The sequence below is a fragment of the Kluyvera sp. NPDC087067 genome (assembly GCF_044745165.1).
In the GTDB taxonomy this organism is placed as follows: Bacteria; Pseudomonadota; Gammaproteobacteria; order Enterobacterales; family Enterobacteriaceae; genus Kluyvera.
On sequence record NZ_JBIUZS010000005.1, the window covers coordinates 238,588 to 263,759 of the forward strand.

The 25,172-nt window shown below is 52.2% G+C and carries 25 protein-coding genes and 2 tRNA genes; 9 read left to right on the forward strand and 18 right to left on the reverse strand.

Annotated elements, in window-relative coordinates; genetic code table 11:
• Nucleotides 1-8: 8 nt before the first annotated feature.
• Nucleotides 9-1,403 carry a glycoside-pentoside-hexuronide family transporter gene (locus ACIPDS_RS14845; RefSeq protein ID WP_400737221.1) on the reverse strand — a complete coding sequence of 465 codons (1,395 nt, stop codon included), beginning with the start codon at nt 1,401-1,403 and terminating at the stop codon, nt 9-11.
• Nucleotides 1,404-1,693: 290 nt separating this feature from the next.
• Between ACIPDS_RS14845 and ACIPDS_RS14850 the strand changes: the two genes are divergently transcribed.
• Both ACIPDS_RS14850 and ACIPDS_RS14855 read left to right on the forward strand, forming a co-directional pair.
• A tRNA-OTHER gene (locus ACIPDS_RS14850) sits at nt 1,694-1,787 on the forward strand.
• A gap of 405 nt (nt 1,788-2,192) precedes the next feature.
• A tRNA-Sec gene (locus ACIPDS_RS14855) sits at nt 2,193-2,287 on the forward strand.
• Between the two features lie 833 nt (nt 2,288-3,120).
• On the opposite strand, the gene ACIPDS_RS14860 is transcribed toward ACIPDS_RS14855, so the two are convergent.
• The gene (locus ACIPDS_RS14860) at nt 3,121-3,462 is read right to left on the reverse strand and encodes a hypothetical protein (RefSeq protein WP_400737224.1); all 342 of its coding nucleotides are present in this window, start codon (nt 3,460-3,462) and stop codon (nt 3,121-3,123) included.
• Between the two features lie 310 nt (nt 3,463-3,772).
• Here ACIPDS_RS14860 and ACIPDS_RS14865 point away from each other — a divergent pair, with 310 nt between their 5' ends.
• The 5 genes from ACIPDS_RS14865 (at nt 3,773) to ACIPDS_RS14885 (ending at nt 9,148) form a co-directional block, all read left to right on the forward strand.
• On the forward strand, nt 3,773-4,141 hold the full coding sequence (locus ACIPDS_RS14865; protein WP_400737227.1) for a Rap1a/Tai family immunity protein: 369 nt from the start codon (nt 3,773-3,775) through the stop codon (nt 4,139-4,141).
• Between the two features lie 472 nt (nt 4,142-4,613).
• Entirely contained in the window at nt 4,614-5,111 is a 498-nt protein-coding gene (locus tag ACIPDS_RS14870; protein WP_400737230.1) for a spore coat U domain-containing protein, read from the forward strand.
• 13 nt (nt 5,112-5,124) lie between these two features.
• Entirely contained in the window at nt 5,125-5,811 is a 687-nt protein-coding gene (locus ACIPDS_RS14875) for a molecular chaperone (RefSeq protein WP_400737233.1), read from the forward strand.
• A gap of 70 nt (nt 5,812-5,881) precedes the next feature.
• Nucleotides 5,882-8,164 (forward strand): fimbria/pilus outer membrane usher protein, encoded by a 2,283-nt coding sequence (locus ACIPDS_RS14880; RefSeq protein ID WP_400737236.1) that lies wholly within the window; start codon nt 5,882-5,884, stop codon nt 8,162-8,164.
• 9 nt (nt 8,165-8,173) lie between these two features.
• A complete protein-coding gene (locus ACIPDS_RS14885) occupies nt 8,174-9,148 on the forward strand; it encodes a spore coat protein U domain-containing protein (RefSeq protein WP_400737239.1) in 975 nt (324 codons plus the stop codon).
• Between the two features lie 326 nt (nt 9,149-9,474).
• Here ACIPDS_RS14885 and ACIPDS_RS14890 read toward each other — a convergent pair whose 3' ends face one another.
• The 16 genes from ACIPDS_RS14890 to ACIPDS_RS14965 form a co-directional block, all read right to left on the reverse strand.
• On the reverse strand, nt 9,475-10,578 hold the full coding sequence (locus tag ACIPDS_RS14890; RefSeq protein WP_400737242.1) for an alkene reductase: 1,104 nt from the start codon (nt 10,576-10,578) through the stop codon (nt 9,475-9,477).
• Nucleotides 10,579-10,592: 14 nt separating this feature from the next.
• The gene (locus ACIPDS_RS14895) at nt 10,593-10,805 is read right to left on the reverse strand and encodes a DUF1471 domain-containing protein (RefSeq protein ID WP_400737245.1); all 213 of its coding nucleotides are present in this window, start codon (nt 10,803-10,805) and stop codon (nt 10,593-10,595) included.
• Nucleotides 10,806-10,926: 121 nt separating this feature from the next.
• Nucleotides 10,927-11,448 carry a protein disulfide oxidoreductase gene (locus tag ACIPDS_RS14900; protein ID WP_400737248.1) on the reverse strand — a complete coding sequence of 174 codons (522 nt, stop codon included), beginning with the start codon at nt 11,446-11,448 and terminating at the stop codon, nt 10,927-10,929.
• 46 nt (nt 11,449-11,494) lie between these two features.
• A complete protein-coding gene (locus tag ACIPDS_RS14905; protein WP_400737251.1) occupies nt 11,495-13,078 on the reverse strand; it encodes an EAL domain-containing protein in 1,584 nt (527 codons plus the stop codon).
• Between the two features lie 50 nt (nt 13,079-13,128).
• The gene (locus tag ACIPDS_RS14910; RefSeq protein ID WP_400737254.1) at nt 13,129-13,794 is read right to left on the reverse strand and encodes a hypothetical protein; all 666 of its coding nucleotides are present in this window, start codon (nt 13,792-13,794) and stop codon (nt 13,129-13,131) included.
• Nucleotides 13,787-14,836, reverse strand: coding sequence for a plasmid segregation protein ParM domain-containing protein (gene parM, locus ACIPDS_RS14915; RefSeq protein ID WP_400737258.1), 1,050 nt, complete (start codon nt 14,834-14,836; stop codon nt 13,787-13,789). Before parM ends, ACIPDS_RS14910 begins: the two co-directional genes overlap by 8 nt.
• 48 nt (nt 14,837-14,884) lie before the next feature.
• Nucleotides 14,885-15,586 carry a C40 family peptidase gene (locus ACIPDS_RS14920; protein WP_400737261.1) on the reverse strand — a complete coding sequence of 234 codons (702 nt, stop codon included), beginning with the start codon at nt 15,584-15,586 and terminating at the stop codon, nt 14,885-14,887.
• 109 nt (nt 15,587-15,695) lie between these two features.
• Entirely contained in the window at nt 15,696-16,625 is a 930-nt protein-coding gene (lafU, locus tag ACIPDS_RS14925) for a putative lateral flagellar export/assembly protein LafU (protein WP_400737264.1), read from the reverse strand.
• Nucleotides 16,625-17,488 carry a flagellar motor stator protein MotA gene (gene motA, locus ACIPDS_RS14930; RefSeq protein ID WP_400737267.1) on the reverse strand — a complete coding sequence of 288 codons (864 nt, stop codon included), beginning with the start codon at nt 17,486-17,488 and terminating at the stop codon, nt 16,625-16,627. The genes lafU and motA overlap by 1 nt, the downstream gene beginning before the upstream one ends.
• 6 nt (nt 17,489-17,494) lie before the next feature.
• Complete coding sequence (locus ACIPDS_RS14935) at nt 17,495-18,190, reverse strand: FliA/WhiG family RNA polymerase sigma factor (protein WP_166515218.1); 696 nt, start codon at nt 18,188-18,190, stop codon at nt 17,495-17,497.
• A gap of 19 nt (nt 18,191-18,209) precedes the next feature.
• Nucleotides 18,210-18,683, reverse strand: a complete 474-nt coding sequence (fliL, locus tag ACIPDS_RS14940) for a flagellar basal body-associated FliL family protein (RefSeq protein WP_166515217.1) — start codon at nt 18,681-18,683, stop codon at nt 18,210-18,212.
• A gap of 13 nt (nt 18,684-18,696) precedes the next feature.
• Nucleotides 18,697-19,767, reverse strand: coding sequence for a flagellar hook-length control protein FliK (locus ACIPDS_RS14945; protein ID WP_400737272.1), 1,071 nt, complete (start codon nt 19,765-19,767; stop codon nt 18,697-18,699).
• Nucleotides 19,767-20,072: a hypothetical protein gene (locus tag ACIPDS_RS14950; RefSeq protein ID WP_166515216.1), complete on the reverse strand. Its 306-nt coding sequence runs from the start codon at nt 20,070-20,072 to the stop codon at nt 19,767-19,769. The genes ACIPDS_RS14945 and ACIPDS_RS14950 overlap by 1 nt, the downstream gene beginning before the upstream one ends.
• Nucleotides 20,069-20,461, reverse strand: coding sequence for a flagellar export chaperone FliS (gene fliS, locus ACIPDS_RS14955; protein WP_166515215.1), 393 nt, complete (start codon nt 20,459-20,461; stop codon nt 20,069-20,071). The genes ACIPDS_RS14950 and fliS overlap by 4 nt, the downstream gene beginning before the upstream one ends.
• A 21-nt stretch (nt 20,462-20,482) precedes the next feature.
• Nucleotides 20,483-21,820 (reverse strand): flagellar filament capping protein FliD, encoded by a 1,338-nt coding sequence (fliD, locus tag ACIPDS_RS14960; RefSeq protein ID WP_400737277.1) that lies wholly within the window; start codon nt 21,818-21,820, stop codon nt 20,483-20,485.
• 202 nt (nt 21,821-22,022) lie between these two features.
• Nucleotides 22,023-22,913: a flagellin gene (locus ACIPDS_RS14965; protein ID WP_400737280.1), complete on the reverse strand. Its 891-nt coding sequence runs from the start codon at nt 22,911-22,913 to the stop codon at nt 22,023-22,025.
• Between the two features lie 862 nt (nt 22,914-23,775).
• On the opposite strand from ACIPDS_RS14965, the gene ACIPDS_RS14970 reads away from it, so the two are divergent.
• Together ACIPDS_RS14970 and ACIPDS_RS14975 are read left to right on the forward strand one after the other, a co-directional pair.
• Nucleotides 23,776-24,717 (forward strand): transcriptional regulator, encoded by a 942-nt coding sequence (locus tag ACIPDS_RS14970; RefSeq protein ID WP_400737283.1) that lies wholly within the window; start codon nt 23,776-23,778, stop codon nt 24,715-24,717.
• Nucleotides 24,689-25,159: a hypothetical protein gene (locus ACIPDS_RS14975; protein ID WP_166515211.1), complete on the forward strand. Its 471-nt coding sequence runs from the start codon at nt 24,689-24,691 to the stop codon at nt 25,157-25,159. Before ACIPDS_RS14970 ends, ACIPDS_RS14975 begins: the two co-directional genes overlap by 29 nt.
• Nucleotides 25,160-25,172: the final 13 nt, after the last annotated feature.

Sequence of the window (25,172 nt, forward strand, 5' to 3'; positions counted from 1 at the left end):
TCGTCCTCTTAATGCTCTAAAGATTGATTCATAGATACGTTTTCAAAATCCTGCTGATTGCGATGCGCACCGCTCGCAAGTTCCGCCATCATGTTGATGAGGAATGGGGTTTTCAGGGTGTAGAAGCGTTTCGCCACCACGGCGCTCAGCAGGTAGCAAATGGCCGGTACGATAGTGAACAGGGCGATAATGATGCTGATGGTGGTCGGGTTTTGCACTTTGGCCGCCGCGTCATAGCCGCCCCCTGCCAGCATCCAACCAATCATCGCCCCGCCCAGCGCCAGACCCAGCTTCAGCACAAACAGCGTGCCTGCAAAGCTGATGCCGGTCAGGCGTTTACCGTTGCGCCACTCGCCGTAGTCAACGGTGTCGGACATCATGACCCACTGAATCGGGGTCACGAGTTGGTGCAGAACGCCAATCACGAAGATGAAAGCAAACATGATGACGCTCGCGTTCATCGGGACAAAGAACATCGCCAGGCTCAGCACCGCCAGAATGGCGTTGGTCCACCAGAAGACGCTCACTTTGCATTTCCAGTCGGTCAGCGGCTTAGCGAGCGCCGAGCCAATCAGGTTGCCGACGCAGTAAGTGGTCAGGAAAGCGGTAAACAGCGCCGGAGAACCCATAATCCAGGTGACGTAGTACATCATCGCGCCGCCGCGTATACAGACCGCCATGATGTTGAGGATGGTAAGCAGGCCCACGATTCGCCACTGGTCGTTTTGCCAGATATCGCGCAGGTCTTCACGCATTGAGTTGTTGGTTGGCGGCGCTTCCACACGCTCTTTGGTGGTGAAGAAGCAGAACGCCAGCATCGCAAAGGCAATCACCGACAGCACCGCAATCCCGCCCTGGAAGCCCAGCGCTTTATTGTCGCCGCCAATCAGATTCACCAGCGGCATCATCAATACGGTAGAGAGCATGCCGCCCGCCGTCGCCAGCACGAAGCGCCAGGATTGCAGAGAGATGCGCTGCGTCGGGTCATTGGTAATCACGCCGCCCAGCGCGCAGTAAGGAATATTGACTACAGTGTAGAACAGCGTCAGCAGCGTGTAGGTGGCTGCCGCATAAATCAGTTTGCCGTTATAGCTCAGATCCGGTGTGCTATACGCCAGCACACATACAATGCCAAAGGGCAGCGCGCCAAACAGTACCCACGGGCGGAACTTGCCCCAGCGAGTCCGCGTGCGGTCAGCCAGCAGCCCCATGCACGGGTCAGAGATCGCATCCAATGCGCGCGCCAGAAGGAACATGGTGCCGACATAACCTGCGGGTATACCGAAAATATCGGTATAGAAAAACATCATGTACAGCATGACGTTATCAAAAATGATATGGCTGGCAGCATCGCCCATGCCATAACCAATCTTCTCTTTGACAGATAATACTTCACTCTTCATCTTTCAAACCCCTTTGCGCCGAGCCCACGCCGGAACCGGTTACAAGATTTGTAAACCATCAGCGCATTAAGGTGAATTGCGATATCTCGTTATCAAATTACGTTTCTTAATTTCTGTGATCTGGATGGGCGGATAGAGTGTGTCGAAGTGTAACTTACGGATTTTGTGAGGATTTCTGTTTACGTGATGCTAACGACGTAAAGCAGAATAGAAATAAATGTAAGTAAAGATGTGGTAACTGCTTGAAAGTAGCTATAATGCGCCCCGCCTCCATGTAGCAATCGAGGCGCGGAAGATCGTCGTCTCCGGTGAGACGATTGGGATTTTATTCCAGTGGTAGCCGTTCACGGCTCCCGGCAGGTTCGACTCCTGCGGTCTCCGCCAAAATTCGCTTTTCTTCTGGTATTTATCCCCCCCTCTTAAATTCTGTTTCTTCATCTTATTTGCCATCGCTGTCTCCAGACCTGACGGTTTGTGTCCCGGTACGTTTACGCTGTCCACGTAGGTTCACCGTCGCTGAGAAAATCCCGCCAGAGAGAGACTTATGTGGTTAAAAATAGGGCAATTTTGAAGAGATTTGCGTTAATTGTCGGGGTAATGGCGAGATAATGTACGACGGCGGTGAAAAACGTTCGGCACTCCCCAAAGGTAACCTCTGGAAAAGGAAGGGTTTTATCCAAAGTCCAGCATTGGAGCGTCATTCATGCGAGAAATAATGTGCCTGGGGGATGTGGTAAATGATTGAAAGTAGCTATAATGTCCGCTGCCTCCATGTAGCAATAGAGGCGCGGAAGATCGTCGTCTCCGGTGAGGCGGCTGGACTTCAAATCCAGTTGGGGCCGCCAGCGGTCCCGGGCAGGTTCGACTCCTGTGATCTTCCGCCAATTATCTCTCCAATACATTTCTCCAAAACCTATCTTTATGATCAAAAATTAATGATTCGGTTAATCCAATAAGTAATCATTCCTCCCATAAATATAATCAAGCCATCTTCCCGAATTAAATAATTTTAATAATCAGTATAATTATTCGTAGCTAAGAATGACTTAGTTTTTAATCATTAGAGGTATTGGATATGACTGTTTATCAAAATAGAGGCCATGATTCAGGCATTACCGAATTTGAGGCTACCGAGAATTCTATTACCGTTTGTTTTTCAGATGGATCATGTTATTTGTACAATGCAACAGCACCAGGTCTGCAAGCAGTGCAGGAAATGATTCGTCTCGCGAATCTGGGCGAAGGGCTGAATTCCTTTATAAATAAGAACGTTCGTTCTAATTATGCTAGACGAATCCGCTAAGAGTAGAAATTAATATCTAATTAGCCTTTCCCGTAATTCATTTTTCTTTCAATACCTCTCTCGCCAGTTCTTTCAACCAGCTGGCGAGGCTTACCCCCTCTTCTATCACCAACGGCTCCAACTGCTCCTTCAATGTCGGATTTACGCGCATTTTAAAATGCGGTGATTGACTGCCGCCTAAGGTCTTTCCGCGATATAATTGACATAAAGCTATCTAAATCTCCTGTACCTATTAACGATCAAGGAGTTGATTACGGGTTATCGGCATGCTATCCCAAACTTAACCGCAGCAAAAATCGAACGCCCATTAAATATGGGATATTGCCAGCACAGTGGGGATAAAACTACTCCCTACATCACCCTTTCCGGCAAGTGCCGGATGGCGCATACGCTTATCCGGCCTACCAGAAAACCTCATCGAATTGAGCCGTCGGGGTAAAGGTACATTCCGCCTTCTAAATACACAGGCTGTCCATCCTCTATCGCTAAATCATCATAAAGCGATTTCATGTCATCATTTTCTGATTCTGGTTCAGACTCAATACGATAATAGGTATCGACATCATAATTTTCATTACGCAACTCATCATCATTATCGATACCTAAGTATTTTTTCAGCCCTGTGATAGTAAATATCCACTTCAGACCATCTTTAATATAATAAGCTCCACCGTATGCTTTCTCATCCGGGAATTCTTCATATCCCATACGTAAGGCACATGCTCGTGAATGTTTTCCAGTCGTCAGGCTACTCATAGATTGACTATCTCATTTAAGTTTCTCTCTACCTTATATTAAGTCATATAAGTAACCAAGTATCCCAATAGCCTATGCCAAAATACCAATAGGTATTGATGTCATTATCCTTACAATATCAATAAAAAATATCAAACTGAAGATATGTTTATTTTATATTAATAATACAGGTTATTTATGAAAAAAATATTTATGGCAATGGTTATCGCACTTATTACGGTTACCGCATCATCAGCTGCTGTTGCTTGTCCAAAAGGAGAGCATCCGCACGGTGGCACCGGTTCGCATCATAAGGGCGGCTGGTGCTCGTATGATGGGTAAAGTTATCTATCCTGCGATGCTACTGCTTTGCTTTTCAGCGCCTGCATTAGCAAAATCTGCGCTGAATATTGATGGCAATTCGCTCTATCATGGCTATCAGCTTTATGAAAAGGGATTTGATTATTTGAACGTGCAGGATGAGCAGACCGCCGTGATGTATATGTCCTTTGTAGCGGGCGTTGCGGGAACGTTGTCGCAAGAAAACATTGTCTGCAATGGAAGTGTCACTATTGGTCAGGAGGCCGATATTGTCGGTAATTATCTCCAGAGTCATCCTAAGGAACGTACAAAGTACAATCCCTCAGTATTGGCCATGATCGCCTTAAGTCAGGAGCTTCCTTGCAGTAAGCAGCAGTAATCATCTGACCTCTATCGCGCCGGGTAATGCAGTCCTTTAGCGACGGGACATCCAGCCTCTCAAGCTTGAGAGGCTTCATTGACGGGCCTAGCCCCATCATCATCACAGTCAAAATTTCGGTAACGGTTACCATAATCAAAAGAAGAATCTGAAAATAAAAACCATTATTTAAGTACAGCTAAAATAAATCAAACCATTAATTAAATATGATGCTAATTAATTTTCTTCTTTCACCTTTAACGCACTGCCGACTATTCTATAAACTGTAATCACTTACCAGACAAATATATCCTATATTTCGTCAATTTAAATCCCTTCTACAATAAAGTGACCTAAGTACAACTTTTAATAAATTAGTCTTAAGCCAAATTGGCAGAATTTAACGACCTATTCTACAGTTATATCAGGGACTCTAGCTTCATACATTATTGTTTTACCAGGGAAAAATAATACCTGTATAGGGGTCAATCCTATGAACACGCCTATTAAATTCATTTTATTCTGTCTGGCATCTGCTTTTATTTCAACGGCGAACGCGGCCACTGCCACCAGTTCTTTTCAGGTGCAAATTACGATAACTAAATCGTGTAGCGTCACTTCCGGCACGCCAATAAATTTTGGCAGCGTGGCGGCCAGTTCACCGCGGGTCACGGCGAATACGAATATTTCCGTAACCTGTTCGCGATTAACGCCTTATACCGTCGGCCTCGCCCCAACGGGTAGCAGCACGACGGGTGCGGGGCAGATGTCGGGGGCCATCGGCGGCAATACTGACAAAGTCCCGTATCAGCTGGCGAAAGACTCCGTCGGGGCTATCTGGGGAAATGATACCGGCGCGGGTACCAGCAACGTGGTAGCAGGCACCGGGAGCGGTGCGGCTCAGTCACTCACGGTTTATGCGATTGTCGCCAACGCCAACTTTACACCGGATGTGTATACCGACACCGTGAACGTCACCGTGACCTATTAATTCAAGGAAGAATATGAACTGGAAAAAATGTGCGCTTATTGGACTTCTTTTTAGCGGCTATGCCGCAGCCAGCGGATTACAGGTTACACCGGTCACGTTGACCTTACAGCAAACTCAGCGGGCGGAAGGCATCTGGTTAAGCAATTCAGGCGATACTGCGATTAATGCGCAGGTGCGCGTATATCGCTGGAGCCAGAGTGGATATCGCGATCAGCTTGCTGCGTCGCAGGGGCTGGTAATAAGCCCGCCGATGCTCACCATTCCCCCGGGTGGGAAACAGCTTATTCGCGTGATCCGCACCGGTTCACCGACCAAGGTCGAAGATGCTTATCGCCTGTCGATTAATGAATTACCGCAGGCAATAGCCAAAAAAAGTAACCTGCAATTTGTTTTGCACTACTCCGTGCCGGTATTTATTCAGCCGCCGGGTGTCACCAATACTTACGCCAAATTGCAGTGGCAATTACAGCGCAGCGACGGGCGCGCCTGGCTGGAAGTTAAGAATCAGGGCGATGGACACGCGCAATTATCTGAAGTGACTCTCATCACCGCCGCAGGCAGCCGGAAAAATATTACCCCCGGATTATTAGGCTATGTCTTACCCGGCTCGACAATGCGCTGGCCGTTACCCGCAAGCGTAAGCCTGGGAGAAAAATTAGAAGTCATGGTCAATGGCGAAAAAACGGTACAAACGCTATAGCGTGCCAATCCGTATATTAATTTTGATATTTTTCAACGTGTTATTTATAGCAAGGAGCACATCTGCGGAAATGAAAGCGCCCGATTCCCCACCGGATGAGGTCATTGCTGATGACAAACCGCTGGCGGGTATCGAACTCTATCTGGATGTCACGTTAAACCAGAACGCAATTGGGCTGGCGCGCTTTGGGCTGGATAAAGATAAGCTCTATGCCAGCGCCGACAGCCTGCGCAGAATCGGCATTCGGGTACCCGCCAAAACGCCCGATCCGGTCTGTCTTAATGATATTCCCCAGTTAGAAATACAATACAACGCGCAGCTGCAAAGCCTGGCGCTGACGGCGCCGCTCTCGGCGCTGGATATGCAAACCACCCAGATTAACCAGCAGAATGTCATAAGCCCGACGGCGTCCGCCTCGCGCGGCATGGTGCTGAATTACGATCTCTATGCTTCGCAGGAGGAGGATGCGCAGAACAATGCCAGCGCTTTCAGCGAACTGCGGGCGTTCAGCTCACTCGGCGTGCTTAGCTCCACGCAGATTGCCCGTTACCTGAGCGAAGAAAACGATGGCTACGGTATGAATAACGGTCTTACCCGCTTAGACACCAGCTGGCGATCGTCGTTTCCCGACGAAATCCTGGCGGTGACGGTGGGCGACACGTTGACCAGTTCGCTCAACTGGTCGCGCCCGACGCGTATTGCCGGGCTGCAAATTGGCACCGATTACAATCTTCAACCTTACACGCCCACCACGCCGCTGCCCTCTTTCTTTGGCTCGGCGACGCTTCCTTCCAGCGTCGAGCTGTATATGAACGGCGTGAAGTACTATAACGGCCAGGTTCCGGCGGGTAACTTTGAGATAAACACCCTGCCAAGCATCAACGGCGCGGGCAATGCACAGGTGACGATGACCGATGCGCTGGGCAAAACAACGGTGCAGAACTTCTCGTTTTATAACGATCAATCGCTGCTGCGTAGCGGGATAACCGAGTGGTCGGCAGAAGTGGGCGTGGTGCGTAATAATTACGGTTACACCTCTTTTGATTATGCCAGCACACCCGCGTTTAGCGGCACCTGGCGGCACGGTTTTAGCAATGCATTAACCGCAGGCGCCCACGGCGAAGCGACCGAAAGTCTGGTCAACATGGGGTTAAGCAGCGACTGGATCCCCGGCGGCACCAGCGGCACCCTTTCGACGGCGCTGGCGGTCAGCAATGATGCCGGAAAAAACGGTTTTCTCTACAGCGTGGGCTATCGCTGGAGCAATAACCGCTTTAGCTTCAGCACCTCCACCATCGCGACGGCAAATGATTATCACGATGTCGCCACCCGTTACGGGCAAGCGCCGCCGTCCCTCAACCAGAGCACCGTCGTAGGGTACAGCTCCGACACCCTCGGCAACTTTAGCGTCGGCTATTTGCAGTTCCGCACGCCCGGCGAATCCAGCCAGCGCTACACCAACGCCAACTGGTATAAGTCACTGACCGAACGGGTGTATCTCAACGCAGGGCTGAATCAAAATATTGATGATAGCCGCGACCGCAGCATGTATCTGATGCTGAGCGTATCGTTTGATAACAACATCAGCGCCAGCGGCACCGTGCAGCGTAATGACGACCAGATGAGCTATATGCTTAATGCCAGTAAATCACAGTCCTCCGACGGCGGCTGGGGCTGGAATCTGGCGCTTAATCGGCAGAAGTCTGAGCAAAATGGACAAGGGGAGCTGGGCTATCTGGGGCGCTATGGCAAAGTTTACGGTGGCTACAGTCGGCTGTCCGGTAATCAGTCAGCTTATGCCGGCGCAGACGGTTCTTTAGTGATGATGGGCGGCGGACTGTTTGCCGCACAGACCATCAACAACGGCTTTGCGGTCGTATCCACCGACGGTATCCCCGACGTACCCATTATTCTGCAAAACAATCTTATCGGCACCAGCGATAGCCAGGGGCTGTTGCTGGTGCCAAATCTGAATAGTTACCAGAATAATGAGATCGCCATTAATCCTCTCGATCTCCCCGCCAATATGCGGATCGATCCGGTCAACGTGGTCGCGATCCCCGCCGATCGTTCCGGCACATTGGTGAACTTTACGGTGAAACCGGTGCGTTCGGCACTGATTGTATTAAAAGACGCGCAAGGGGCCGTGATTGCGGAAGGTTCGTCGGTGCTGCTGAACGGCGCGCAGGGACAACGCGCGATGGTGGGCTTCGATGGCATGGTCTATTTCGACACCCTGCAAGAACATAACACGCTGCGGGTTTCCACCAGCAAAGGTGCCTGTTCAGCGCAATTCGACTACCCGAAAGCGGCGCGGGATATCCCGCAAATTGGGCCGTTAACCTGCCAATAAGGAGTAAGCATGATGTGGTTAAGAGTGCTGATTGTGCTGGTCGGGATCTGTTTTTTTCCGGCAAAGAGTTACGCCGTTAACTGCTCGGTCACCACCGTATCAACCGTCGCGTTTGGCGCGGTCGATCCCTTTGCGACAAGCGATAAAATCACCACCGTCACGTTCAACTATACGTGCTCAAAAGTCGTCGGCGACCTGCTTGGGGGCTACACCCTGTGCTTCAACCTCGGCGCGCCCGGGGGCAATACCATCGCCACCCGTAAAATGACCACCAGCGGCGGTTCGTTGAATTACCAGTTGTACTATAAGAACGCCGGCGGAACGAGCGTCGTCTGGGGCAACCAGGACGCCGGAAACGGGACTTTCCCAATGGTGAATATCAACCTGCTAGATATCACCACGGTCAGCGGCAGCATCGTAATGGAAGCCCGAGTTCCCTCCGGGCAAACCACGGCATTACCCGGAAATTATATTGATACCTATACCGCGGCCACCGCCTACGTGACTATTAATGGCGCGCTGCTCGCACCGCCGAACAGTTGTGGCGCTACGGTGCTGCAAGGCATCCCTTTTGTCGTCAATGCCAATATCGATAAACAGTGCAACATTGGCCTCGCCAATAATGTCTCATTGGGATCGGTGCCTTCTACCAGTACCAATATCACCGGCAACAACTACTTTACGATGACCTGCACCAACACCACCGCGTATACCGTTGGCCTTTCACCTTCCAACAACAACACCGCGGGCAGCGGGGTGATGAAAAGTAAGAACAACGCCGCTACCAATACCGATCTCGTTCCCTACCAGCTCAATTCAACGGCGGGTTTAAGCGGGACACCCTGGGGAAGCCTGACGGCCAATACGGTCGCCGGGACAGGTACTGGGCTTGCGGTTAACCGTACGGTATACGTCGTAGCCCCCAGCGCTAATTATCAGCCGGATGATTATGTGGATACGGTGACGATTAATGTGACGTATTAATCACGGCTACCTTTGTAGGCCGGATAAGGCGCTCGCGCCGCCATCCGGCAATCTGCTCGGTTTCGCCTGATGGCGCTGTGCTTATCAGGCCTACGGTTACTTTTGTGCGGGTGGGTAATCAATGCAATCGTAGGCCGGGTAAGGCGCTCGCGCCGCCACCCGGCAATCTGCTCGATTCCGCCTGATGGCGCTGCGCTTATCAGGCCTACGGTTACTTTTGTGCGGGTGGGTAATCAATGCAATCGTAGGCCGGATAAGGCGCTCGCGCCGCCACCCGGCAATCTGCTCGATCCCGCCTGATGGCGCTGCGCTTATCAGGCCTACGGTTACTTTTGTGCGGTTGGGTAATCAATGTAACCCGCTTTACCGCCGCCAAAGAACTGCTCTTTCACTGGCACATTCAGCGGTAGGTCATGTTCCAGACGATACGGCAAGTCCGGGTTGGCGATAAACGGGCGACCAAAACCAATCAAATCGGCCCAGCCTTTCGCCAGCGCCTCTTCGGCCCGCGCTTTGGTGTATTTACCGGAGTAAATCAGCGTGCCGTGGAAGATTATGCGCAGCGCTTCTTTAAACGCCGCGGGCATAACCGGGGCATCTTCCCAGTCGGCTTCGGCAATGTGGATATAGGCAATGCCTAGCGCATTCAGTACGCTCGCCGCCGCCAGGTAGGTGGCTTCCGGCGTATCGTCACGGGAGCCCATCAGCGTGGTGAGCGGTGCCAGACGAATACCGACGCGCTCTTTACCAATAGCCGCTGAAACCGCCGTGACCACCTCGGTCATAAAACGCAGACGGTTGTGCAGTGAACCGCCGTACTGGTCATCGCGCAGGTTGGCCTGTGAATCAATAAACTGGTTAATCAGGTAGCCGTTTGCGCCGTGCAGTTCAATACCGTCGAAACCGGCGGCTATCGCGTTGCGGGCAGCCTGGGCATAGTCGTTGACGATATCGGGGATCTCATCGGTTCGCAGCGCGCGCGGCATGTCGTGCTGAATCATCGCGCCGACGCCGTTTTCCGGGCCACGGCCTTCCACATCGACAAACACCTTCACGCCGTCAGCCTGAATGGCGGAAGACGAAACCGGTGCCGCGCCGTTCGGTTGCAGTACCGTGTGTGAGACGCGGCCCACATGCCACAGTTGGGCGAAGATTTTACCACCCGCCTGGTGCACCGCGTCGGTGACTTTTTTCCAGCCGGCAATCTGCGCATCGGAATACATCCCCGGCGTCCAGGCATAACCCTGGCCCTGCTGGCTTATCTGGGTGCCTTCGCTGATGATAAGCCCGGCGCTGGCGCGTTGAGCATAATAGTCAGCCATCATGTCGGTGGCGACATCGCCCGCCCCGGCGCGAGAACGAGTCATCGGCGGCATCACAATACGGTTAGCCAGCGGCAGCGCGTTAAGCAAATAGTTATCGAATAGCATGGTCTCTCCCCCTCTTAGTTATACAGTTCCGCACTCATGGTGACGGTGTTGCCCATGCGAGCGCTGATGATTTTGTAATCAGAGGCATGCATCTCTTTGGCTTTCTGTGCAATCGCCGCTTCCGCGGTATCTAAGGTAGAACCGGTGGCGGTGACGCTTTGCGCAGAAGCATGGAATGCTGCGAGGGAAAGAAGGGAAGCTGTAAAAATCGCGGTAAGGGTTTTCATGGTCGTATCCTGTTTCGAATGAGGCGTTGCGCTAAGCAACGTGATGCGAAGAAGGATACGACCGCAGACTTAATACATAAATGGTATAAATAGCAATAGACTGTTATCAATAAAGCAATAATCAGCCGATGCTGGCCCACCACAGGCGCGCTTTCATGCCCCAGTAGCTTGTCCACCCGGTGGTGGTACTGACCGGTTTGCCTTTATCAATCACCAGAAGCGTGGGCGTCACGCTGACCTGCCAGCGCTGCGCCAGTTCGCCGCGCGCGTCGTTAATGACCGGCATCGTCAGCTCTTTTTTTTGCATCCACTTTGCCAATCGCGCATCGTCACCGGAGCGTATCGCAATGCTGATAACGTTATCGCCGTGGCGCGCCAGTTTATCGACCGAGGGCGAGGTGAAGCGGCAGACGTTACACCAGGTGGCCCACACATACACCAGCAGCGGGCGCGTGTCGCTTAAGGCCGCCAGATCCACCGCCTGCCCATCCAGCGTTTGCAACGTCATCCCGGTAAAAGTCTCGGGCAACGCCGGTTGGCGATACCTATCAACGCCCCAGATGATCGCCAGCGCGATGAATACGAAAATCACGCCTTCGCGCAGCCAGCGCAGTGCCCGGCGTCGAGTGAAAAATGTGCTCATGATGACCTCGTTAGTGTACGAAGGTTATCTTAGCGAGCCGACAGCTTCAGTGCTGTAAAGAAGTGTCGCGGGGGAAGGGCGGCATCCGTAAATGCTGCGTCATGACATCGTGGCGATAATAGTCGAGAAAATCGCCAAACGTCAGCGGACTGGAGTAGAAATAGCCCTGAAAATAATCGATATCGTTCTCTCGAAGCCAGGCAACCTGATAGTCATGTTCCACCCCTTCCGCCACCGTTTTAATGCCCATCTGGCGCGCCATATCAATGACGCAGCTAATCAGCGGCGTCGAGGTGTTGGGGGCAATCTGGTTCACAAACATGCGGTCGATTTTAATGCTGTCCGGGCTCAGGCTGGTTATCCAGGAAAGATTAGAAAAACCGGTGCCGAAATCATCAAGCGAAATAGCAATGCCACTTTCGCGAATAATTTGCAGCTTCTCCAGAATGTCGCCGTTAATCTCAATTTGTTCGTTCTCAGTGAATTCAAACGTCAGTTGCTGACCAAGCCGCTGGAAGCGCGCGGCAAACTCACGGGCGAACGCGCCAAAATCGCTGGCGGAGAGGTGAGTGTGGCTAATATTCACGTTGAAGATAAAGCCGTCCGGCAGCACGTTGTCCGGGCGCTGGCAGTCGGCAATCACCCGTTTGAGCAGGTTTTCGGTCATCAGCCCGATAGTCAGGGTTTTCTCCGCCACCGGAATAAAAATCTCCGGCGGCACAAAACCAATCTCAGGATGCTCCCAGCGCGCAAGGATCTCGGCCCCAATAACCCGATTACTGCGAGCGCAGACTATCGGTTGATACCAGGGCATGATGCGATCCTGGTGTACCGCGTTAGTCAGATGCTGATAGAGAGAACGGCGGCGGGTTAACAGCGCCCAGGTTAGCGCAGCCAGCAATAGCGGCATCACGATAATAATCAGCAGGTAGAGGGAAGATGCCCAGATCTCACGCCAGATATCCGCGCGGCTGGGGGCACGCCAGGCCAGCGTATACTCGCCCGAGGTCTGGCGCTGCGGATAATCCGCCATGATACGCAGCGCCTTGCGCCCTTTGAGAATGCCGTTTTGCGTCAGGACGTTGTTATTCAGCAACAAGATGAAGCGCTCATCTTTATTGGTGTTGCCCATGATACCCCACAGGTATCGCAAATCCGCCGACACCACGATGCCACCGCGCGAGAAACGCCGGTAAAGGGATAAGGCTGGAATGCCCACGGAGACGACCGAATCATCTATCTTCATCCCTTGCAGGTTGAAGGAGCTAAGGTTGATTCTGGTGCCCTTGTTTCCCAGTAGGGACGAACAGTAAATACGATTTCCGTCCAGCAAACTCACCGCCAGCATACGCATTTCCCGCACGAGCAGCGCATTTAGCCGCCCCTCTTGCTGCCGGTCACAGACTTTACCGACCCAGACCTCAGACTCGCGAGCGACCCGCTTTGTTTCATTGAACAGATTTTCAATCGCATTGTGAATAGGGATAGCCTGGTGAGCAATCTGGGCGTTCAGCTGCCGCTGCGCAAGGCAAAACATCAGCCAGAGTGCGAGGGCCGTCGAGCCTAAAAAAACCAGACCGACGATCGCATAGTTTTTGCCCGCAATCTTACCCGCATAATTTCTGTACATGGCTCACTAGCCCCTACTGATACGGCATAACTTCACGCCAATGCTCTGCCTTAGAAAATACCTTTCTGGCGGACTTGCTTCATTTTTTCCGACGGCGCGCCCAGGGTGCTCAGCTCCTGCGACTCGGCCTGTCCGTTTTTCACATATTCCGGACCAGGTGTGGCTGCCCGGCCGGACATTTTGAGCTGCTGGAGCAGCAAATTTTGCTGATTAAGCAGGGTCTTGAGCTGCGCCACTTCACTTCGCAGCAGGGCCAGTTCCTCACGCGAAGCATCATCGGCAACCGCCGCTGGCGCAGGTTGACGCTGGAGGGCATCAGACATCAACGCCCGCATCTGTCGCAGCTGCTGCTTGCTAAAATCAACGCTTGCGCTCGCAGGCTCAGGCGCCGGGGCTTCGGCAACGGGAAGCGGCAGCAACTGCGCGGTCACGAGTTCGCTGCACAGTTCATTGAGCGTGAGCGTTTCGCGCCCCATGGCTTCGGCGACATGGCTACACAACTGCGGGTTCAGCAGCTGAAGCTGTAACCCCGCAAGATAGACGTTGCGATGAAAACGGCGCATTTCCATACTGGCATCGCCCGGGTTACTTCCCGATTGATTCAGCGACTGGTGCCATTTTTTCAGTTGCAGCATCGCGCGCAGGTCTGCGCGCGAATGTTCCGGCGACAAATGCAGCGAGAGATTTACGCGGCGAATGTGCCTGCTGTTACTCATCTTCGCCCACCTCTGCCATGTGCGGTGCCGCCACGGTTTCAACGCCGGTATCAGCGTGGTACAGACAGATTTCGCGAGACAGCGCGCTCTGCGGGTTTTCGATGGTCACTACGCGGTCGCCCAGCGTGGTGTAGGTTTCACGCACCGCCGATTCAATCAGGTGTGCGCCGCCGCCGACCAGGTACACGCGGTTCGGGTTCTTGGCGAATTTCTTCGCTTCGTAGGCCACCTGGTCGCCCAGCTCCTGAATTTTAATCTCCACGCGCTCGAGGATCTCTTCAATGCGCGATTCGTCGTTAATGACGCTTTTGACGAAATCCATGTCGTGGCGACGTTTAATCAGTTCATTCGCCACCAGGTAGCTGGAGTCGCTATCCGCCGCCGCCAGCAGTTTGCGGGTGGCGTCGGTGACCATCGCTACGCCGATTTCGTTATTGCCGTAAATCGCTGAGACATCGTCAAATTCACCGACGATCACGCCCATATCCAGCGTGGTGCCGCCACAGTCAATCACCAGTGACTTGGTGAATTCAGTGACATTGGAGTTCAGCAAATGCGACAGCGCGGCCGGCAGGCTTTCCGGCATGACCTGAACGTCAACAATGCGGAATAATTCCCCTTTATTCAGGGAGATATCACGCATCAGGTTGCGACGTTTCGCCTCAATCCGGCTCTCATTACGCTGGCAGTCATCCGGGTTGTAGAACTGGGTAATTGGCAGAGTCACAATCACTTCTACGTCGCACGGCGTCATACCGGTCAGCAACAGCGCGTGGTGCACCGCCAACAGATTCAGATCGTCATACTGGTAATCAATGTGGGTGGTGGACAGCGCCTTGTCAGAGGTGGCGTCGTAGGTATATTTGGTGGTGCCGATGGTGTAGTTGTACACCGACTGACCGCGCAGCAGCGCCGCGCTTTTCCAGTCTTTACGGAACGAGTTTGGCGACACCACGGTTTTCAGGGTGCCATTTTCAATCCAGCTGATTTTTACGTTAGTTGAGCCATCATCAATGGCGAATTTCAAGCGCGTTGCGGTCATGGTTACAATCTCAATTCAAAAGGTGTTTTTTACAGCGCCGCTGCCGTCCTACAGGACGCGGCGAGCGCCAAGATAATGTGATTGCCAGAAGTCATCGGACAGCTGGCTAATACGAATTTTTAGCCCGGTACGCGGCGCTTCGATAAATCGACCATCGCCCAGATAGACGCCGACATGGTCAGCACCGGGACGGCGGTTAATATTGAAAAAGACCAGATCGCCCTGCCGCAAACTGCCCTTGTGTACCGATTTCAGGCCATCGTCGCGGTACATACCGTTAGCGGTGCGCGGTAGCTTGCGGTCCAGCACATGGTTAAAGGCGTAAAACACCAGCCCGCTGCAATCAAAACCTTCCGTAGGGCTGTTTCCGCCCCACAGATACGGTTTACCCAGCTGGTTTTCCAGACGATTCAACACGGTGCGCAAGCGGAAGCTTTTTTGCGGTTTCGTCGATTTGGCGACGGTCTTACCATCCTGCACGTCATTCCACAGGGTTTCTGAACCGCCCAGGCTGCCGGGCTTCCAGCGGCTATGCATGGCGAGCATTTCGCGGTTTTGCGCACGCTCGGCAAGCTTTTGCGCGATCTCACGACGCTTTTGTTCCGGCGTCGGCGGGACAACAGCCTTGCGTTTCAAAGATCCCGCAAGCAGGCGTATGCGGTTTTGTTTGCGCTTTTGCGCTTCACTTTCCGTTTTGGTTTCAGGCGTCTTTAACGGCTGAGGCTTTGCGCTGACGTAGCCAATCGGCATCAGCAGCATCAAAATAAGAGAAAAAAAAGGTACCTGACGGGCTAAGGCCGCCCGAACAGGTACAAAAAGGATGGTAAGGAAGAAACTTTTCACAACGATAGCTATCTGGTTAACGGTTTTGGGAGATCTTGTCAGCCAGCGGCTTAATCACTTTCTCACCGTGCTGGCCAAAGAACTGGTAGAGCGAATCGCTGGCCGAATGCGTCAACACCATGATTTCAATGCGTCGGTTAGCCGAGCTCAGCGGATGCTGCGGATCCAGTAACATCTGGTCGGCCATGCCGCTCACCTGCAAAATTTTGCTGACATCCAGACCATTATTGGCAAGCACCGAGCGCGCCTGCATCGCACGCTCACCGGAGAGATTCCAGTTGTTGTACAACACCTGATCGCGAAAACGCGTGGCGTCGGTGTGTCCGGTGATAATGATTTTGTTGTCGATCTTATTAAGCTCAGGAGCAAATTCCGTCAGCAGACGTTTAAAGAACGGCGTCAGAATGGCGCTGCTGCGCTGGAACATTTCGCGCTTCTGATCGTCAGTTATCAGAATGCGTAGCCCCTGCGGAACAATCTCCATTTTCAGGTTGGCCTGCGCATCGTAAGCTGAGGTGATCTTCATGATGGTGCGCGCCAGATCGTCAATTTCACTGCGCGAACGGGCGTTAATCTCGTCGAGGCTTTCGGTTTTTTTCGCCTGCTTGGCAAGCTCCGCGCCTTTTCCCGCCGCCTCTTTAGGCTGCTCTTTTTGCTTTGGCTGTCGCCCTGCAATTAGCGCAACCTGGCCGCCGCTACCGTCTTTTTGGGTGACCGGAGTAATGGTGTTGCCGTCAAAAATAGACTCGCCGTTTAACAGCGAGACAATCTCTTTACGTTCTTCTTCGGTGACCGCGCCCATAATCCACAGCACCATAAACAGCGCCATCATTGCCAACGTGAAGTCGGCAAAGGCCACTTTCCACGCGCCGCCATGCATCGCTTCATGGCTTTTGCGCGAGGAGCGTTTAATGATAGTGGTGTGTTCTTTGTTGCGGCTACGCATCAGACTTCACCCACCATCTGGTTAACCCAACCGTCGAGCGTGGCAAATGTCGGTTTGGTATCCATTGGCAGCATTTTACGACCGGCATCCACCGCCAGCAGGGTTGGTTTACCCGCGACGTGATTGACCAGTACGGTACGTACACATTCCAGTACCGCGATCTGTTTTTTGGTGCGCTGTTCCATGGCGTTCGCCACCGGATCCATCAGGCAGTAGCAGAAGAAAACGCCGAGGAAGGTGCCGACCAACGCCGCCGCAACTTTAACGCCAATGACCGCGATAGAGCCGTCAATTGACTGCATGGTGATGATGATCCCCAGTACCGCAGCACAGATACCAAAGCCTGGCATCGCTTCTGCGGTACGCTGCAAGGAGCGTGACGGCTGCAACAGGTTCTCTTCCATTGCACCAAGCTCTTGCTCAAGGATCCCTTCCAGCTCGTGCTCGTTAATCTTGCCCATCGCCATCAGGCGGAAGTTATCGGAGATAAACGTCACCAGCGCGTTATCGCGCAGCATCAACGGGTATTTCTGGAACAGCGCGCTGTTTTCCGGCGATTCGATGTGCTCATCCAGCACCTTCAGGCCGCCGTCCTGCACCAGTTCCAGCAGTTCATAAAGCAGCATCAGCAGCTGGCGCTGGTACTCGTTGGTGTATTCGTTTTTGCGCATGATGCCGCGGAACTGGCGGTACATTTCCGACAGTACGGCACGCGGGTTGGCGAGGACCATCGCCCCCATACCGGCACCCAGAATGATGATAATTTCACCTGGCTGCCAAAATGAAGCGAGGTGACCGCCCGACATAATAAAGCCGCCGACCACACACGCCATGATGATGATGATACCGAGTAGTTTTTGCATAACTCTTTATTTCTCAAAAAAAGACTGAATTTTTTGGGCGATTTTCTTGTTGAGCTGACACACCCTGGCTTCGGTTAAATCCAGCACCAGGGCAATCTCTTTCAGGCTCATCTCATGCTGGTAATAAAGCGTCAGGATCAGCTGTTCACGCTCGTCCAGCGCTGCCAGCGCACTGCGCAACGTCCGGCTGACGACCACTTCGTCCTCCATCGGACGACTGTCCAGGGCCACAGCGTGGACGTCATTGCCTAACAGCTCATCCAGGCTCTCTATCGTTTTGGCACAATCCAGCAATAAATATTCCTGGTACTCTTCTGCCGTGATCGACAGATGGCGGTTAATATCCTCGAAACTGGGCGTCCGCCCGAGTTGGCGCGCAATTTCGCGGATACCGTCGTTTAGTTTGTGCGTCTTTTGTCGCAGACGGCGCGGACGCCAGTCGAGCAGACGCAGTTCATCCAGCACCGCACCGCGAATACGCTGTACGGCATAGGCCGCAAACTGTTCGTCCGGATGCCCGTAGCGACGCAGTGAAGTCAGCAGACCCATCAAGGCAATCTGCTCCATATCTTCGCGGTCGATAACGCTGCTGGTCTGGTACGAAAGCTGCTTGACCACCCGATTCACCAACGGTAAATACGCGCTAACGTAGCGCGCTTCATCAGCCGGGGTCAGGGTGTCACTCGCAATAAAATCCATCATTTCTGTTGCGGCCTGTCTGTCACTGGAAGACCATTTTGCTGATGATGACGTCGTTAAACGGCACGCTCATCTTCAGGCTTTTGAAACGGCTGGCGTAGGCAGTCATCAATTTGTCATGCAGTTCGTTCACGTTCATCGAACGCACATCGTTGTAGTCCATATCGGACAGCAAACTGACCGTGGCACCGCGTACCGCCGGGATCATGTCCTGCGCGCGACGGGTATCTTCCGGGTTATTGGTCGCCAGGTTCAGCTCCAGCAGCAGGTAGCGTTCAGCCTGCGTTTTGCCTTTCAGCGTGATGACCACATTTTTAATTTCCACGAACTCCACCGGCGATTCGCTCGCGGAGCTTGAGAACATGCCGGATAAGAAGCTGCTGCCGGTGGATTCATCCATGCGCAGCAGATGCGTTCCCACTACCGTCATGCCCGCCGCCAGCATGGCGGTAACGAGCGCGATAATGAGGCCGAAGGCGAGAGTTTTTGCATTCATAATTTTCTGTGTCTTATACCGTCATGAGAACCGAATCATCTTCACGGCGATCGCGTGAAGCCGCGGAATGAGCTTCCATTTCCGCACCGGCCTGAATGGCCGAGTGTTGTTCGGTAAAGTGTTGTTGTTTGCCCTGCTGTTGGCCTCCAGACTGCGAGGACACCTGCACGTTGACCTGAACAAAGTTTTGTTCCGTCAGACTCTGGCGAAGGTCGTTACTGGTTTGCTGCAAGGCGCGATATACCTCAGCGTGGCTGGCGTTGATTTGCACCTGCACGCGTCCGTTATCTACCTGCATGGAGATATCTATCTTGCCCATATCCGGTGGATCCAGACGAATGGTGGCGTGCTGAATCTGCTGCTTTACCTGTACCTGCAAACGGTCGCCCAGCGCGCTGTGCAACTGCTCGCTCCAGCGTGAAGGCTCGGCATCCATCTTCAAGGTGGTCACCGGTACGGACGATGTCGAGGTGACCGGCGTCGAGCTATTACCGGTATCCAGCGCCTGCGTTGGTAACGGCGCGACCGGCGTCATGGCCGTCATAAGCGTAGGGGAGACAGGCTGGCTGCCCGGCAGGATGTTAGCCGCCGTGTCCGCATTACTGGCACCGGTTGCCGTCGCCGCAGGAGTCAGATGTTGCTGCAACAGCGATGGCGTAAAGCCCATCGATAACGTCTGCGCAGCCATCGTCGGCTGCCCATTTGCCATCAGCGCATCATCGACAGCCGTTCCCGTGCCCAGATAATGGGCCGCTTGTACCGGCATCTGACTGGTCATCAGCAGCGTTTCCAGCAGCTGCTGCTGGGAATTCATCTTAAGCAGCGAATCCGTACCGGACAGGTCGTCGGTCTGAGCGTCATCATCCTCGTCGAGTGAGAGCGGCTGCGGGCTGACGCTGATATCGCGGGCAGGTTTCAACCGCTGGCCCACCATGAGCGAATCCACCACGTTTAGCAGTGCATCGCTAAAGCCGGTCGTGGTCTGAGCATTGGCGGTGTCTGCGGTCTGTCCGGCAATCGGCTGGGCCTGCGCAGGCAGGCCGGAACCGTTCATTGAACCCTGAGGAAGATTGAGAATATCCATTAGCGCATTCCCTCATCGTCCATAAACTGGGCGTAGGCCGTGGCCCCTTCCCGGTTACGTGCCGCAAGGTTCATTTTGGCGGCGAGGATATCGCTCTGCCCCTGGCAATAATCACGCGCCTGCTGATGCACTTTTTTTAGCGCATCGAGCGCCTGATGCTCGGCCGCTGACAGCGTGTTTTGCCGAATTGCAGGCAGCAATTCGGCAATTTTGGCGTCAACGTTTTGTACCGCGGGCCAGTTGTGATCTTCCGTCGCCTGACGCAGCGCCCGGGTCAGCGTTTGCACGACATGTAGCGTATTCATGCCGTCTGGCCCATGTTTTCCCAGCCGTCCTGAATATTGCCGAGGATCACTTCAATCTCTTCAATATTCTCTACCGAAAGCTTGTTGCTGGCGTCATACAGGCGATAGACACAGTAGTCGTACAGGTTTGCCAGACTCAGCGCCAGTTCGCCGCCTTTTTCAAAGTCCAGCGCGCTGGTCAGCGCATTGAGAATATCAATGCACTTATTGACGCTCTGCGCTTTGCGTTCAAAGCGGCGTGCCGCGATGTGACTTTTGGCGCGGACAAGTTCATCCATCAGGCCGTTGAACAGCATCAACACCAGTTGGTGTGGATTCGCTGCGGCAGCCTGAATCGCCAGATCGGATTGCTGGTACAGGCCGTAGCCTTCCTGCTCATTACCGTACATTAAAGATCAATTCCCTTAGCGTTAACTAAACATACTCATGGTGTTGTTCATCTGCGTCATCAGCTTCTGCAACTGCGTGAACTGCTTGAGGTAGCGGTTGTAGGACGACTCATAGCGCGAGTTCATTTTTTCAGTTTTGGTGTCGATATCGGTCTGCTGGCGGTCGAGGGTGTCCTGACGACCTTTCAGCAAGCCGCTGCTGGTGCTGAGGTATTTATCCAGCGACTTATCCATTTTCTTAATCAGCCCGTCATTGCCGTTAAAGAACTGCGCAACGGTCTGTGGGTCGTTCTTGAGCTGCTCTTCCAGCACGTCAGAATCGATCGAGAGCTTGCCGTCTTTATCAGCGGCAATACCGAACTTACTCATGTTCTGATCGCCAAAAGTGCCGCGCAGCATATTGCTCAGCTCACTGCTCAGTGAGGAGATGCTGGCATCGCCGGCGAAGGCCCCGCGTGAATCCGCCTTGCCGCTGCCGCTCGCGGTCAGCCCGGAGATGGTCTCCTGCAGGGTGTTATAGGCATCGATGAACGTCTGGATTTGTGCTTTGGTTTCAGTCGCATCGGTATCAATGGAGATAACCAGCGGCTTTCCTGCTTCGGTGGTGCTGGTGAGCTTAATGGAGACACCATCGACCAGTTCGTCCAGGGTGTTTGAGCTGCTGGAGTACTCTTTATTTGAGTCGCCCAGCTTGAATTTCGCATCCTTGCCTTCGGTAATAATCTCCGGTTTAGCAAAGATGTCGGCACCGGCGGTCATGCCGCTGGTATCCATCTGGATATCGTACTTCTCACCGCTCTGGTCGCTGTTGAGGATCAGCGAAACCTCGCCGTTCACGCGCATCAATGATGCGGTGATGCCGTTTTGAGCCGTGGTCGCAGTCGAAGAACCACTATTTGACGCGCTCGGGAAATCGGTTTTGTTAATCGCGTCGGCAAAATCAGCCAGGCTATCCAGACCATCCATATCAATCTCAATGTCTTCACCATTGAGGCTGATTTTCAGCGTGCCGGAGGCATTTTTAATCGAGTCATCGGTCAGACCTTCAAACCCTTTCTGCTGGGCGGATGCCAGTTGGGTGACGTTCAGGCTATAGGTACCTTTACGCGCGCTGGCGCTTGCATCGATGGTCGCAATACCTTCCTGGTTCATCGTCGCGAGGTTTTTCAACACGCTGGCGCTGGACGAGTTCAGCGCCGTAATCGCGCTGCGGAAAGTGGTCAGCGAGGTGCGCAGAGAGGCCAGCGCTTTATTTTGCGCATCCAGCGTCGACGTTTGTTTGCTGATCGAATTTTGCAGTGCAAGGATGTCATAGCCTGCAAGCTGTGTTGCCAGGGTTGTAGGATCAAAATCAGACATAATGGTTTCTCCAGGCACGCAAGCCATGATCGGTATGCCATGGATTTAGCAACTATCGTGCCAACTTTTAAGTTGTTGTTTACAAAAGAATTAATTAATAAAGGGAACAGGCGTTTCCGCTTTTCCGGCAGGGGAAACAGGAAGCCGGATACAAAAACACCGCCAGACAGCGGTGTTTTTTTCTGCGTTAATCCGGGGAGGATTAGCCCAGCAGGGACATAACCATGCTAGACATGCTGTTGGACTGCTTCAGCATGGACATGCTGGTCTGCGCCAGCAGCTGGTTACGGCTCATGCTTGATGCTTCAGTTGCGTAGTCCGCATCCTGAATGTTGCTCAGCGCCAGGTCGGTGTTGTCTTTCATGTTTGCCAGGTTAGCCGCGGTGTGACCCAGACGGTTAATGCTTGCACCCATTTTAGAACGTACGGAACCCACGGAATCCAGAGTTTTTTCCAGGTTGGTCATCAGAGCCTGTGCATCACTTGCGCTAGTCAGCTGGATGCCGCTTGCACCTTTGATGTAAGAACCGGACTGGATGTCAGTGAACTTGCCGCTTGCGTTGGTCAGAGCGCCAGTACCGCTGCCTTTCAGTTCAGCAGACAGGTCAACTTTCATGGTTTCATCAGTAGAAGAACCAATCTGGAAGTTCAGAGCGCTCGCGAACTTACCGGATGCGCCGAACAGCTTGTCGCCAGCGTAAGAGGTGTTGTTCATGATGTTGCTCAGCTCGGAGTTCAGGTCGTTCAGCTCGGAGTTGATTGCATCACGGTCTTTCTGAGTGTTGGTGTCGTTCGATGCCTGAGTTGCGAGGTCTTTCATGCGGTACATGATGTTGCTCACTTCATCGAACGCGCCTTCAGAGGTCTGCAGCAGTGCAGTTGCGTCGGAGATGTTACGCTGTGCAACGGTCATACCGTTGGTCTGACCCTGCAGACGAGTTGCGATCTGCAGACCTGCTGCATCGTCAGCTGCGGAGTTAATGCGCTTACCGGTGCCCAGACGCTCCATTGCGGTGGACAGCAGGTTGTTAGATTTGTTCATCGCATTGGTAGATGCCATGGAAGAAGCGCTAGTAAAGATAGACAGAGACATATTGATTCCTTTAATTCGTCCAGGTGATTCAGATGTTGTAATGAGTAAAGACGACACGGCTGGCGCGAAGATTAAATTGGATCAGCATAATTAGCGGACTTTCTCGCTAAAAATTAATCTATCTTCATGATTTTTAAGAATTAAAAAAATGAAAAAATTTTACCCCTGACGGGCAATTTATTGCCGCAACGGCGATATTCGTTGCGCAACGCTCCGTTTAACGCATGTGCATACCCTTATAATTATGATCGCGATCGCTATTTTTTTTTGCCGCTTGCAGAAACCTTTACATTTTCTATATTCAATAAGAAATCTTAATTCTAATGATATTATTTCCCATGCACTTTTCGTATATCCATAAAATAAGAAAACCCCTATTAAAGCGACAAATAACAAAAGAAAATTAAATCGTTTTATTTAATTTTTTTGTCCCAACACGGAAATAATGCACCTCATCAATTAGATCACATTTACAACACAATGCATTCACTGTGCGATCACTTAATTAACATAAGTTTTATTTGACTATTATTGTTAACCTTCTGCTAAAACAGTCACTTTTATGCCGCATGTAATGCGAAAAAGCCTGTTGCACATCACACTTTTATCGCGTAAAAAGAGCCCAGGAAAAAATGATTCCTTCCCGATGAGGCGTGTCACAGATAAAATAACTTCCGTTGTAAAGTAACAAATACACCTCACCCGGATGCGAACTTCATCCTCTGTATATTCTCCCGCAGGTACGCGGCATTCATTAAGAATCCTAAATGGAGTTGGAAACTCAATCAGATAATCTCTGAGGCCTTGTGGTATTCGAGAGATTATCACCATATTTTGGGGTGGTTGAATCCATAGCCTATAAATGAATAAATGCTATTACTCTGTAAACAATTGGCTGGTTGATGTTGCTTCAGGCTCCATTCTCCATTTAACCACTGGCGAACGAAAACGCCTGGGTGAGTATCAACTTAAGCTGCTCGATATTCTGGTCAAGGAAGCGGGCAGAATCTTCACGCGTGAAGAGTTAACCAACCTGGTCTGGGAACGTCGCGTCATTGGTAATAACAGCCTGCCCAATGCTATTCACGCGTTGCGCACCGCGCTGGAAGATGATGGCAAGATGCAGCGCATCATCAAAACCGTTCCGCGTAAAGGTTACCTGCTCGAAGCCGAATACTGCTGCGTGGTGGAAAAAGATGAAGATGAAGTCAATGAGGATGAAGAGGACATCGTCCCTGAGCATGGCGACCTTAGCGCGCCATTCATTGAACCTCAGGAAGTCCAATTCATCGCCGTGAGAAACGATGTTCACGACATTCCCGCAGCTCAGGTCGTCCCGCCCACTGCGCCCAGCAAACCCGGACGAAAAATTTTTGCATTGCTGTTGACGGTACTGTTTACCATCGCCATCACGACCAGCGCCTGCTGGTTTCTTTTTAATGGTTGTTATGAACGTCAGGTTGTCCGTGAGATCCAGCCTGGGGTCTACAGCAATATTCAGATTTTTTCGGTCGAAAAGCAGGGCGACCCGGCATACCTGTCCGCCAATCTTTACGGCAAGATGAAAGATTCGCTGTATGCACTAAACCAGCAGATAAAAATGAAGTCGGTCACGATGAACGTTTATTTCCACAGTGACAACTCAGCGCTCAACTACAGCTTTATTCTGGCCAACCCCTGCGACAAAAAGCAGCTGGTCATGGCGATTTATCACTGGCGTACCGACACGGTGCAGTTGAACAACCTGATCTTACGAGAGACCCGGAGGAAGCTAAATGAACTGGCTACGTGCAAAACGTCTTAAGTGGCTTATCGTTCTGGCCCTTGCGCTGATGCTGCTGAGTATGCTGGCGTTGACGCTTTTTCCCGTATCGTCATCGCTGCAACATGGCAACGTGGAAGGCGGTTTCCAGATGGGCTTTTACGATCTGATGTCGCAAAAGAAAGAGATCTACAACGTCGATTTAAAAACCACCCGCGGTGTCTTAATGTCGAACATTACTAACCCGGATGATAATCGCTTTGTCCTGAAGGGAAAATTTACGCCAACGGAAAAAAAACAGGGGCGAGTTTACTTTAACCTGACGCCAATCTTTTACAGCTCAGATCAAAAAGGGTTGATGATTGAGGGACTTGTCGATCAGTTAATGTATGCCAACTACTGGATGGAGCCTATCTCGGATTGCGACCAATCGCTGGTTGTTGGGCAAAACGGATCCATTTTCGTCTATCCCATGCCGAAATAATATCACACGGGAA

Excerpts from the sequence above, each read along its gene's own strand:
- ACIPDS_RS14845 (WP_400737221.1), bottom strand. The coding sequence starts at position 1,403 with ATGAAGAGTGAAGTATTATCTGTCAAAGAGAAGATTGGTTATGGCATG.
- ACIPDS_RS14860 (WP_400737224.1), bottom strand. The coding sequence starts at position 3,462 with ATGAGTAGCCTGACGACTGGAAAACATTCACGAGCATGTGCCTTACGT.
- ACIPDS_RS14865 (WP_400737227.1), top strand. The coding sequence starts at position 3,773 with ATGATGGGTAAAGTTATCTATCCTGCGATGCTACTGCTTTGCTTTTCA.
- ACIPDS_RS14870 (WP_400737230.1), top strand. The coding sequence starts at position 4,614 with ATGAACACGCCTATTAAATTCATTTTATTCTGTCTGGCATCTGCTTTT.
- ACIPDS_RS14875 (WP_400737233.1), top strand. The coding sequence starts at position 5,125 with ATGAACTGGAAAAAATGTGCGCTTATTGGACTTCTTTTTAGCGGCTAT.
- ACIPDS_RS14880 (WP_400737236.1), top strand. The coding sequence starts at position 5,882 with ATGAAAGCGCCCGATTCCCCACCGGATGAGGTCATTGCTGATGACAAA.
- ACIPDS_RS14885 (WP_400737239.1), top strand. The coding sequence starts at position 8,174 with ATGATGTGGTTAAGAGTGCTGATTGTGCTGGTCGGGATCTGTTTTTTT.
- ACIPDS_RS14890 (WP_400737242.1), bottom strand. The coding sequence starts at position 10,578 with ATGCTATTCGATAACTATTTGCTTAACGCGCTGCCGCTGGCTAACCGT.
- ACIPDS_RS14895 (WP_400737245.1), bottom strand. The coding sequence starts at position 10,805 with ATGAAAACCCTTACCGCGATTTTTACAGCTTCCCTTCTTTCCCTCGCA.
- ACIPDS_RS14900 (WP_400737248.1), bottom strand. The coding sequence starts at position 11,448 with ATGAGCACATTTTTCACTCGACGCCGGGCACTGCGCTGGCTGCGCGAA.
- ACIPDS_RS14905 (WP_400737251.1), bottom strand. The coding sequence starts at position 13,078 with ATGTACAGAAATTATGCGGGTAAGATTGCGGGCAAAAACTATGCGATC.
- ACIPDS_RS14910 (WP_400737254.1), bottom strand. The coding sequence starts at position 13,794 with ATGAGTAACAGCAGGCACATTCGCCGCGTAAATCTCTCGCTGCATTTG.
- parM (WP_400737258.1), bottom strand. The coding sequence starts at position 14,836 with ATGACCGCAACGCGCTTGAAATTCGCCATTGATGATGGCTCAACTAAC.
- ACIPDS_RS14920 (WP_400737261.1), bottom strand. The coding sequence starts at position 15,586 with ATGCCGATTGGCTACGTCAGCGCAAAGCCTCAGCCGTTAAAGACGCCT.
- lafU (WP_400737264.1), bottom strand. The coding sequence starts at position 16,625 with ATGCGTAGCCGCAACAAAGAACACACCACTATCATTAAACGCTCCTCG.
- motA (WP_400737267.1), bottom strand. The coding sequence starts at position 17,488 with ATGCAAAAACTACTCGGTATCATCATCATCATGGCGTGTGTGGTCGGC.
- ACIPDS_RS14935 (WP_166515218.1), bottom strand. The coding sequence starts at position 18,190 with ATGATGGATTTTATTGCGAGTGACACCCTGACCCCGGCTGATGAAGCG.
- fliL (WP_166515217.1), bottom strand. The coding sequence starts at position 18,683 with ATGAATGCAAAAACTCTCGCCTTCGGCCTCATTATCGCGCTCGTTACC.
- ACIPDS_RS14945 (WP_400737272.1), bottom strand. The coding sequence starts at position 19,767 with ATGGATATTCTCAATCTTCCTCAGGGTTCAATGAACGGTTCCGGCCTG.
- ACIPDS_RS14950 (WP_166515216.1), bottom strand. The coding sequence starts at position 20,072 with ATGAATACGCTACATGTCGTGCAAACGCTGACCCGGGCGCTGCGTCAG.
- fliS (WP_166515215.1), bottom strand. The coding sequence starts at position 20,461 with ATGTACGGTAATGAGCAGGAAGGCTACGGCCTGTACCAGCAATCCGAT.
- fliD (WP_400737277.1), bottom strand. The coding sequence starts at position 21,820 with ATGTCTGATTTTGATCCTACAACCCTGGCAACACAGCTTGCAGGCTAT.
- ACIPDS_RS14965 (WP_400737280.1), bottom strand. The coding sequence starts at position 22,913 with ATGTCTCTGTCTATCTTTACTAGCGCTTCTTCCATGGCATCTACCAAT.
- ACIPDS_RS14970 (WP_400737283.1), top strand. The coding sequence starts at position 23,776 with ATGAATAAATGCTATTACTCTGTAAACAATTGGCTGGTTGATGTTGCT.
- ACIPDS_RS14975 (WP_166515211.1), top strand. The coding sequence starts at position 24,689 with ATGAACTGGCTACGTGCAAAACGTCTTAAGTGGCTTATCGTTCTGGCC.